General features: G+C 53.7%; 9 protein-coding genes. 2 read left to right on the top strand and 7 right to left on the bottom strand.

Going from position 1 to position 9,376, the window contains the following annotated elements; genetic code table 11:
• Positions 1-332: 332 nt before the first annotated feature.
• The 7 genes from ACR1XY_RS23670 to ACR1XY_RS23640 all read right to left on the bottom strand — a co-directional run bounded on the left by ACR1XY_RS23670 (position 333) and on the right by ACR1XY_RS23640 (position 6,804).
• On the bottom strand, positions 333-758 hold the full coding sequence (locus tag ACR1XY_RS23670) for a GNAT family N-acetyltransferase (protein WP_170336607.1): 426 nt from the start codon (positions 756-758) through the stop codon (positions 333-335).
• Positions 746-1,432 carry a D-lyxose/D-mannose family sugar isomerase gene (locus ACR1XY_RS23665; protein WP_480597144.1) on the bottom strand — a complete coding sequence of 229 codons (687 nt, stop codon included), beginning with the start codon at positions 1,430-1,432 and terminating at the stop codon, positions 746-748. Before ACR1XY_RS23665 ends, ACR1XY_RS23670 begins: the two co-directional genes overlap by 13 nt.
• Positions 1,429-2,706 carry an amylo-alpha-1,6-glucosidase gene (locus ACR1XY_RS23660; RefSeq protein WP_480597141.1) on the bottom strand — a complete coding sequence of 426 codons (1,278 nt, stop codon included), beginning with the start codon at positions 2,704-2,706 and terminating at the stop codon, positions 1,429-1,431. The genes ACR1XY_RS23665 and ACR1XY_RS23660 overlap by 4 nt, the downstream gene beginning before the upstream one ends.
• Positions 2,707-2,718: 12 nt before the next feature.
• On the bottom strand, positions 2,719-3,759 hold the full coding sequence (locus ACR1XY_RS23655) for an ABC transporter ATP-binding protein (RefSeq protein ID WP_170336601.1): 1,041 nt from the start codon (positions 3,757-3,759) through the stop codon (positions 2,719-2,721).
• Between the two features lie 23 nt (positions 3,760-3,782).
• Positions 3,783-4,619, bottom strand: a complete 837-nt coding sequence (locus ACR1XY_RS23650; protein WP_170336599.1) for a carbohydrate ABC transporter permease — start codon at positions 4,617-4,619, stop codon at positions 3,783-3,785.
• Positions 4,616-5,461: a carbohydrate ABC transporter permease gene (locus tag ACR1XY_RS23645; RefSeq protein ID WP_170336597.1), complete on the bottom strand. Its 846-nt coding sequence runs from the start codon at positions 5,459-5,461 to the stop codon at positions 4,616-4,618. The genes ACR1XY_RS23650 and ACR1XY_RS23645 overlap by 4 nt, the downstream gene beginning before the upstream one ends.
• A 74-nt stretch (positions 5,462-5,535) precedes the next feature.
• Positions 5,536-6,804: an ABC transporter substrate-binding protein gene (locus ACR1XY_RS23640; RefSeq protein WP_170336595.1), complete on the bottom strand. Its 1,269-nt coding sequence runs from the start codon at positions 6,802-6,804 to the stop codon at positions 5,536-5,538.
• Positions 6,805-7,018: 214 nt separating this feature from the next.
• Between ACR1XY_RS23640 and ACR1XY_RS23635 the strand changes: the two genes are divergently transcribed.
• The gene (locus ACR1XY_RS23635) at positions 7,019-8,026 is read left to right on the top strand and encodes a LacI family DNA-binding transcriptional regulator (protein ID WP_217359715.1); all 1,008 of its coding nucleotides are present in this window, start codon (positions 7,019-7,021) and stop codon (positions 8,024-8,026) included.
• 130 nt (positions 8,027-8,156) lie between these two features.
• Positions 8,157-9,233: a LacI family DNA-binding transcriptional regulator gene (locus tag ACR1XY_RS23630; protein WP_170336593.1), complete on the top strand. Its 1,077-nt coding sequence runs from the start codon at positions 8,157-8,159 to the stop codon at positions 9,231-9,233.
• Positions 9,234-9,376 lie beyond the last annotated feature (143 nt).

Here is a 9,376-nt window from a genome sequence, read left to right as displayed (position 1 = left end):
AGATATCTGGGCGTCGAACTTGAAGACGCTCTAGCGATCGCCGAAGCCATTGAAATCTAGTGCAGTTGGGTCGCTTTCGCAGGCGGCCCAATCCTGCCATTGAGCAATATCCGTGATCGCTGCGACGCGGCCCGCCGAAGCCGCCATTCGCCGCAGTCGCGAACTTGAGAATCTGGCGAACCAACAGTCTGCGAAAATAATTGCCTCGGCGCTTCCCTCTCGAATAACTGTTGCATGCGCTTTGTAATCGCGGTGTGAGACACCTCAACTAAACTCTGCAGCAAATCCGTTGTGAGTAGCCGACAATGCACTCCAAGGCTTCGCACTGTGGATCAAATAATTAAACGTTGCAAAAACCAACGACAATGCTCAGGGGGCGTCTTATCCGGCCCGTTTTCCAGATGGCCAAACTGTACAAATCCCCAACGAAGATAGACCTGTCGGGCCTTAGGGTCTGAGGTATCGAGCCACACGCTGTGACAGTCTCTCGCCTTGGCCAAGGTACAGGCGCGGTCGAACAGGGCTCTTGCCAGCCCCTGACGCCGAAACGGTGGGGCCACCCAAAGTATTTTTAGCAAGAACCAACCGTAAGATGTTGTACCCAGAAGCCCGCCTTTCAGAACTCCATCCTTATGGCAGACAAGTTCAATTGTGCTGTTGACCCCTTGCGGTCGACGGCGGCTCAGTTCGTTCAACAAGGAGGCTTCTAATTCCAGCGCGAGATCTTCGCTGTCTGTTTCCTCAATCAGCCAAGCCATTTTGAATAATCGCTAACCAAAAGATGTGTCGGAGAAGCATCCTCCTCAACCTCTGAGAAACGTCCAATGGGCTCACGAAAGATATTGTCGGTCTCATCGTCATTGACGGTCGAAACCTCACCAATCAGAACATCGCCACCGTCGCCCCAGAACGCGTGCCAATCACCAGGGCGTAAAGTGACGCTTTCACCGGGCGCCAGGCGCAGTTTCTCACCCGCACTAAAGTTGTGGCAGATGCCGTCCAACCAGACCACACCACCGCAGTCTTCTGCAAACCCACCCGCGCCATCCGAGCCGAAGAGTTCAACGACCAGGGTCGCGCCGCCGCGGTTGATGATATCTTCAGCCTTTAGAACATGCGTGTGCATGGGCGACAGCTGATCCTGCCGTGAAATCAACAGTTTCTCGGCGTAACACATCCCCCCACCTTTGGCCAAATCACTCTGCAGACCGTTGCGCAACGTGAAAAGAAACAGCCCCATCCTATCAAAATCACCGTCACCATAGTCGGTGATATCCCAGCCGCAACGCGCGTCGATCACGTGACGGGCGTCACGTTCACGTGCCTTGAACTCCTCGGGTGACCAATAGGCGAAAGGTGGCAAAGTAAAACCGTGAGAGCGAATTACGTCGTCGGCGTGCGCCATGATCTCGTTGATACGTGAGCGCTTCATGCGGGCACTTTTTGAACCTTGAGGATTTCGATTACCATTGCAGCCGTCCAGGTAAAGTCTCCGCCCCCACATGGTTCGCCGCTGACTGGATCATAGTATTCCGCAAAGCCACTTTTCTCAATCAGACGCATGCTATCTGCTAGAAGACGTTGTGCCATAGCCTCTTGGCCCGCCAGGATCAGACCATCGGCGATCATATAATTCACAATGAGCCATGATGGTCCTCGCCAATAGCGCCTGCTGTCAAAGGAGCTATCCGCAGGGTCATGACTTGGCACCAAGTAAACACACCGCTGGGACAACAAGTTGATCCTTGCCACCAAAGCTTCAGCACGTGCAGTTGGCACTTGTGCAAACGCCGCAAGTATTCCGCCGACCGTAGGCGTGTCCTGCAAAATTCCCGCAGCGCGGTTGTAGCATGTATATTGCCCAAGCTTTGGGTTCCAAAGACTTTCCATCGCAGCACGACCCTTTGCCGCCATCGCGCGTGCTTCAAGGGCCATATCGGGATCACCTATGAGTTCGGCGAGTTCCGCGACATCGTCGCAGGATCGTATCAGGATGGCATTAAACCCCGGATCAACGAGGCGGAAAGGCGAAGCGTCATGAAGTTTTGCGTTGTCCCAACCCAAACGTCGAAAGGTTTGGACCAACCAGATATACCTTCGGTACTGCTCGTCCGTCGGACGATGATCAGGGTTGGCGTGTGTTGTATCGCGCCGTGTAAATGATGCGACCCCCTCCATGGGAACGCCTTCTAGCGCCTCGTCCCAATCTACCGAGTTATCTCGACCAGATTCCCACGGGTGGATGATCGCCACGAGACCAGAGGCTTCGGGATCACGATGCTTGTAAAACCATTTATGCCAGGCATGAATCTTGGGCAGTAGATTAGCAAGCCGCCTGCGCGCCAGAACTTTGTCTTCAGAGCGATCAAATATTTTGCGCAAGGCAAAGCCAGCGACGGCTGGCTGCGTAATACCTGTCGTGGGTACGACTCGGTTTGTTCCCCAAACGTCGGGGCCAGGGAAATATCCATCATCAGGTTCATGGAAAATGATATGGGGCACCATACCGTCGGCCCATTGATGAGCCATTAAGGTCTCGATTTCGACCCATGCCCGATCAATATCGTAGTGCGAAAAGCCAAGCGCAGATAGAGCGCTGTCCCAATTCCACTGGAAGGGGTAGAGACCATGGGTGGGCACGGTGTAGCTGCCCCGGTCATTTCCGTCCATGACTTTGCGGGCCTGATCAATCAGCGCTTGGCTCATTGTGCTTCTCCTTTAAGCGACGGCCAAAGTGGTTTCTGGGTCAAACCAACGCCCTCTGCCCTCTTGGGGCGCCAGCGTAAGTACATCGCCGGGCTTCACGCTAAGCTCACTGTCCAGAACAGCGCGGAACTGGTGCCCGTCGACATCACAGGTTACCAGCAGATGTGCGCCCAAGGGCTCAACAACCTTGGCGCGTGCTGCAAAGCCTGCATCCGTGATGCGCAGATCTTCCGGGCGAATGGCCCACTTCAGATTTTTGCCACTTGCCGGTCCATCAAAGCTCTGTCCCGCCACTGTCCAGCGACCGGAGCCCGCAGCTTCAGCGGGGAGGAAATTCATCGGTGGATTGCCGATAAAACTGGCCACAAACTCGGCCGCTGGATCCCTATACACCTCGATAGGCGAGGCTGCCTGAACGATTTTGCCCTGATGCATGACGCTTATCCGGTCGGCCATTGACATGGCTTCGACCTGATCGTGTGTCACGTAAATGGCGGTGGTTTCGCTTTCGGCCAAAACACCTTTTAGCTCAGCCCGCATTTCCATCCGCAACAGAGCGTCCAGGTTCGAAAGCGGTTCGTCCATCAGTATCACATCAGGTTCCATTGCCAACGCCCGGGCAACCGCCACACGCTGGCGTTGTCCGCCTGACAGCTCGCCCGAATAGCGCTTTAAGAGCTGCTCGATGTGCATCAAACCTGCCGTACGCTCGACGCGGCGCTTGACCTCGTCATCAGGCAATTTTTGCATCCGCAGACCAAAGCCGATGTTCTCGAACACCGTCAGGTGTGGAAAGACCGCATAGTTCTGGAACACCATCGAAATGCCGCGATCCTTGGGCGATAGGTGATCCACACGACGCCCTCCAATCCAGACTTCACCGGTTGTAGCCGTCTCAAGTCCGGCGATGATACGTAGTAGCGTAGACTTACCACAGCCAGAGGCCCCCAGAAGGACCATGAATTCCTGGTCTGCGATGGTCAGGTTGATGTCGTGAAGAGCTTGGTAAGATCCAAAGTTCTTGGCGACGTTTTTGATCTGTATTTCAGCCATAACAGTTTCCTTTCGGCCACCGCTTAGCGGTTGGCGATGCCCCACATGGCAAAGAGATATTTGCGCACAGCGAAGATGAAGATCAGTGCAGGCACCACGAGGATGAAGCCGCCTGCGAATTTCAGGTGCAACGGAGCTTCGCCCAATGTCTGCAATAGAAACGCGGGAAGCGTTCGGTTCTCGATGGTCAGCACGGCGGCCGCGAATACTTCGTTCCACGAAATCACGAAGGCGAAGATCGCCGAAGCCGTGATACCTGGCAACACCAGAGGCAGGATCACCTTGGTAAATGCGGTCAATCGCGTGCAGCCCAAAGTCCAGGCTGCTTCCTCCAGCTCCAACGGAATGCCGGAGAAGAGCGAGAAGGTGATTAGCACCGCGAACGGAATCGCCAGGGTCGTGTGCACAAGAGACAGGCCAAAGGCCGTGTCATCGAGTCCTGTGCGTATAAAGAGAACCGCAAGCGGAAGCGCCAGAAGCGGAAGCGGGAAAGCCCGCGTCAGCAAGATCAGCAGCCGGAACAGCTCTTTCCCGCGGAATTCAAACCGAGAGAGAGCGTAGCCAGCCGGCGCTCCGATGGTGATTGACATCACCATCGTCAGCACAGCAACCACCACCGAGTTCCACAAAGCCATCAGCATCCCCTGGAACCCCATGAAGAAGTTTATGGATCCCATATTGAACTCCGGAATGAAGCTCTTCGGGAAGCTGTTCACCGTTTCCGGTGAAGACATCGTGTTCACGAACAACAGGTACAGCGGTACGATCACCCAGGCACACAGCAAGATCACTCCGGCCCGGTAGATCCCCCTGCCCGCCTTGCGGGCGTCAGGTGCTACAACATCAGCTACAGCGGTCATATCGTTGCTCCTTTCGGGACACGCAGTGCGCGCATGATGAGCAGAGTAAAGACGATCGAGATGATCAGAACGATGATCGCCAGTGCAGCTGCTCCGCCGCCATTTTGCAGGTCAAATTGGTAGGCATAGATTTCGCCCATGAGCACCGGGAAGAGCGTGCCACCGAGCGCTGCAACGACTGCAAAGACTTCAAATGCCAGAATGACGCGCAGGATCAGTGCTGTTTGCAGCGATGGACGCAACATTGGCAGGGTGATCCGGGTGAATTGCTTCCACCGAGAGGCTCCAAACACATCGGCGGCCTCATAATATTCTTTGGGGATCAAACCGATGCCCGCCACCAGGATCACAAGCATGATCGCGGTTGCGCGCCAAATCTCGGCCAGCATAATCGCCAGGAAGACGATCCAGGGGGATTGATAGCTAAGCAAGCTCACAGGTTGGTCCGTGACACCAAGTCCCACCATCATCGAGTTCAGGAAACCCGATTGCTCGAAGATCGCCAGCCAGATGATACCGGCAGCAAGGTCAGAGATGCCAAGCGGAATTGTCCAAATGTACAGAACCAGATCGCGGCCCTTTTGCATCTTCGTGACCATCGTGGCCATCAGAAGGGACAGTGCCAGCTGGATCGGCACGACAGCAGCGGCCAGAAGGAATGTATTCTTCATCGAGATCGGGAACTTCCAGTAGCTCACAACCTCACGAAAGTTATCCAGTGAAAAACCGTTCTCAGTTCCAAACGCCTCCTGCGCAACCAGCACAAACGGGTAGAGGAAAAACATACAGAGAAACAGGGTCACCGGGAGGATCAGAAAGTATGGCAATAGCCGCGCTTCCATCGGACCGCTCCTTTGAATTGGGAAAATGCTGGGAAACGGGCCGCCGCCAAAGCGGCCCACCTATTTGTTTGGACTTATTCGACGGGACATGGGCCGTCTGAAGGCGCATCAGGGGCCCAGCAGGGAGCGCCAGTTTCGTTCATGATCTTTTCAAGCTGTTTCTTCTGATCTTCCAGAACCTGCTCGATGGGTTGCCCCGCCAAAACAATGCGCTCGAACGTGTCCACATAGACACGGTTGAAATCACCACCCATGCTGCCCAAGCCTGCAGGCAATAGTCCAGGATTGGCGTCTGCCGATCCGCTCATTGTGGCAACCGCTTCGCCTGCTGCCTTGACAGAAGGCGGCAGATCGTCTGGCAGTTCGACATCAACAACAGGAAAGAAGTTGGTTGCCTTTAGGGTCGCGATCTGCGTCTCAGGCTGCATCAGATAAGTTACCAGAGCTTTCGCGCTTTCGGCATCTGGCGCGGTTCGCGGGATGGCAACACCTGCCAGAACAGGCATGAAACCGCGACCAGTCGGACCCGCAGGTGCCGGAAAGGCAACGAAGTCGTCAGGGCGCTCGTTGAAGGCTTGCGCCAGACGTGAGGTGTGATCAAAAACGATCCAGGCATCGCCGTTCAACAGCTGTTCCTGCATGAAAGAGAAGTTGGTCGATGCAGGGTTTGTGTGGCTCCATAGTTCTTTGAATTTCTCCCATGCCGTCACGGCCTCTGGCGACGCAAAAGTACGCACAACACCATCTGTGTAGGACGGATAGAGGTAGCCCTGGAAGAACCGATGCTTCAGCCCCTTGGGACCTGCAGGAAAGCCGAATTTCTTCTGGCCGGTCGCTTCTTCAACATTGGCCGCCCAGGCAATCAACTGGTCATAAGTCAATGCATTGATATCTGCACCTTCAGGCAAGTACTGCAGCGCTTCAGTGTTCGCGGCCATGATATAGCTCGCTTGCATCCATGGCATGTAGTGAAGGCTGTCAGTTCCAAGCTTGGCCAGATCGTTAAAGGTGTCTGAGGCTGACGTGACACCCAGATCGCCGAGATCCATCAGGTCTTCGGGGTTCATCGCCGAGAAGTTACCATGCAATGAACCCAGCAAATCAATGCTCCCCGAACCAGCTTGTAGTTCGGCTTGCAGACGTGTCAGCCAAGGCCCATCTTCGTTCGGCTGGTAATCAACTTCGCCATCAAATCCGCCGAGAACCTCGGTCCGCATCGCCTGCGCTTCTTCAGCAGGTCGGGCCTGCGTGGACCAAAACAGGGTTTCCGCCTGTACGGCAGCGGCACCAACAAGCATGGCAACACCGGATACGGCACCCGCCAGTTTCGAATGAATAGACATGTTTTCCTCCGTTATGCCTGAGGTTGACCGAAACCTGGCAACCTCCCTCCCTCGCCGACGAACTTGGATTAACCTATGGCGAATGGAGGCACTATGATACAACGTTATATCACGAGTCAAGCCTGTGACTATCTCACGCTATTCATAATTTACTTGATATTTTTTGAGTCGCCTGCAAATCTAGAATAACGTTATATCTAAAACTGCTGCCATAATGAAAAAGCCCACCCTATCCAGCGTTGCCAAAGAAGCGGGCGTATCAGTACCCACCGTCAGTCAGGTGATGCGCGACACCGGCCGGATTTCAGAGCAGACGCGCCAGAAAGTCCTGAGCGCCGCGAAGCGACTGCGCTACGTTCCAAATCACGCAGCGGCCACTATGCGTTCAGGTGAAAACCGTGAAATAGGGTTTATGCTTAACACCTTGGCAAACCCATTTAATTCTGAAGTAGTCAGCAGCGCCGTGGACCTTCTTGAAACTGAAGGTTTCATGGTTTCGATTCTCGATGCGCAAGACGAACTTCAACGCCAGGCTCGTCTCATGGAAGCGTGCATCAGATTTGGTCGAGGTGGATTGATATGGGTTCCGGCGATCGAAACAAACGAAGAATCATTGGAGCTTATAAAGGCTCATAGCGTACCCACGGTCACCTTCATGCGAAAGGTTTCAAAGTCTCTTGACTACGTCGGCGTTCTAAACACTGAAGCTCTCAGTCAAGCCACCCAGCATTTGATCGATTTAGGGCACAGGCACATTGCCTATTTTGGCGGTACCGAGCAAACATCAGTACGTGAAGAGCGTATATCGGGGTACCTAGACGCTCTTAAACAGTTGGATGGCGTTCAGCCAATTGTTTGGCCTTGTGAAGAGAGCAAGCGCGCTGGTTTTGACGCTATCGCGGCACTCCGCAAGCAGCACCCCGAGGTGACAAGCATCGTTTGCAATGGAGATGTCGCCGCACTTGGAGCTTGCTTGGGATTGATCCGGTCCGGGTTAAAGCCAGGACGTGATTTTTCGGTCGTGGGCTTCGATGACATCGAGGATGCCAGTATCTCTACCCCAGGCCTAACTACCATGGCGATCAATCCCAAAATGCTAGGCACGCGCTTGGCAGAGATCCTGCTGGACCGAATGCGTTCACCAAATCTCCCTGTTCGACATCTCGAATACTCCGCAACGCTGAAAGTGCGAGAAACCTCAGGAGTCGTGTCCAATCCTTAAAAATGTTTCAGCTCAGACTGTTACAGCAGCAGGTCGATACTCGTCCAGCACGTGGAGCGAAGGACTAGTTTGCGTTGCGTTGCACCCTAGCATCTCGACATCGTTTTCCCCGTAGATATCGAACAACCTTATGTCGGATGGAAGCAAGAAAAAGCACTCAAGGAAGGTTGGCCCAAGGGTAACAACCCTCGCAGACCTGTCCGAACATACTGGGCTTTCTAAGAGCACCGTCTCGCGAGCACTTTCCGGCTATTCCGATATATCAACGGAAACAAAGCAAAGAGTACAAGATGCGGCGAAAAAACTTGGTTACTATCCGTCAGCTATCGCAAGATCCATTAAGAAAGGTACGAGCCAGTCTGCAGCCATTATTTTGCCGCAGGGGTATGAGGAAGCGAATGCACTAGCAACGCTCGAATTGATTGAAGGGATTAGCAACGAGCTTCTGTCAAGGGATTGGACGTTGACGGTTTGTTCGACGAACGGTCTTGAAAGGCTTTCAGAAATCCAGCGCCTGATCATTCAAGAAAAACGCGTCGATGGTTGCATCATACCCGCTCCGACCACCAACGATTCACGCATTGAAATGTTAACTGAATTTGGGGTGCCTTTTGTCACCTACGGCCATGTCGACGGTTTGAGCAGCCATTATTGCGATGTTGATATCGATGGGTGCATCGCTAACTCGGTGTCCATACTTAAAGGTAGCGGACACACCAGAATTGCGTTTGTCGGGCTCAAAAAGAGCAACATCGAACCCGATCATTGGTTGCAAAGCTTTCATCGGTCGATGAGCCAATCTGATTTGGCCATGGTACCAGGGTTTCAGAGCGCCTGTGGTTCAAACATGCAAGAAACGAAACAATTTGCTCGAGTGTTACTATCGTCGAAGAACCCGCCAACAGCATTCTTGTGCGCAAGTGATGCGGCTGCGTTCGGAGTGTATGCAGCGTGTCGGGAATTAGAGATTTTGGTCGGTGACCAAGTTTCGGTTGTTGGGTTCGGGAACCATAGAATGATCGATTGTCTCTCTCCCGGCTTAACCAGTTATTCAGTCAATTATCGAAGGTCAGGCGCTCAACTGGCGAATCTTTTGATGGAGCACATTCAAAACACAGAAGCACCAAAAAAGCGCAAGCATCTCGAAAAGGCAGTCCTAGTCCGTCGGGATTCTATTGGGTTTCCAGCGCTAGGCTCACGGGGTTAATCCTACCTTTTCCCGCGCGGCCATGGCTACCTCACGCGATGTGGCAGGCGAAAAGGTTCTGATGGAATGGACATCCCCTGATCTCTCATCTGGTAGGTTTTGGAGATGGAAACCATCAGGAGGTTAGCAAAATGGCGGATTTG

The sequence above is a fragment of the Ruegeria sp. AD11(2025) genome (assembly GCF_056542405.1).
The sequence above is the reverse complement of the archived record's forward strand: the minus strand, read 5'-3'. Positions and strand labels throughout refer to the sequence as shown.

What these genes read in the sequence shown, in the direction of transcription:
- ACR1XY_RS23670 (WP_170336607.1), bottom strand. Translation starts at nt 758, where the DNA reads ATGGCTTGGCTGATTGAGGAAACAGACAGCGAAGATCTCGCGCTGGAA.
- ACR1XY_RS23665 (WP_480597144.1), bottom strand. Translation starts at nt 1,432, where the DNA reads ATGAAGCGCTCACGTATCAACGAGATCATGGCGCACGCCGACGACGTA.
- ACR1XY_RS23660 (WP_480597141.1), bottom strand. Translation starts at nt 2,706, where the DNA reads ATGAGCCAAGCGCTGATTGATCAGGCCCGCAAAGTCATGGACGGAAAT.
- ACR1XY_RS23655 (WP_170336601.1), bottom strand. Translation starts at nt 3,759, where the DNA reads ATGGCTGAAATACAGATCAAAAACGTCGCCAAGAACTTTGGATCTTAC.
- ACR1XY_RS23650 (WP_170336599.1), bottom strand. Translation starts at nt 4,619, where the DNA reads ATGACCGCTGTAGCTGATGTTGTAGCACCTGACGCCCGCAAGGCGGGC.
- ACR1XY_RS23645 (WP_170336597.1), bottom strand. Translation starts at nt 5,461, where the DNA reads ATGGAAGCGCGGCTATTGCCATACTTTCTGATCCTCCCGGTGACCCTG.
- ACR1XY_RS23640 (WP_170336595.1), bottom strand. Translation starts at nt 6,804, where the DNA reads ATGTCTATTCATTCGAAACTGGCGGGTGCCGTATCCGGTGTTGCCATG.
- ACR1XY_RS23635 (WP_217359715.1), top strand. Translation starts at nt 7,019, where the DNA reads ATGAAAAAGCCCACCCTATCCAGCGTTGCCAAAGAAGCGGGCGTATCA.
- ACR1XY_RS23630 (WP_170336593.1), top strand. Translation starts at nt 8,157, where the DNA reads ATGTCGGATGGAAGCAAGAAAAAGCACTCAAGGAAGGTTGGCCCAAGG.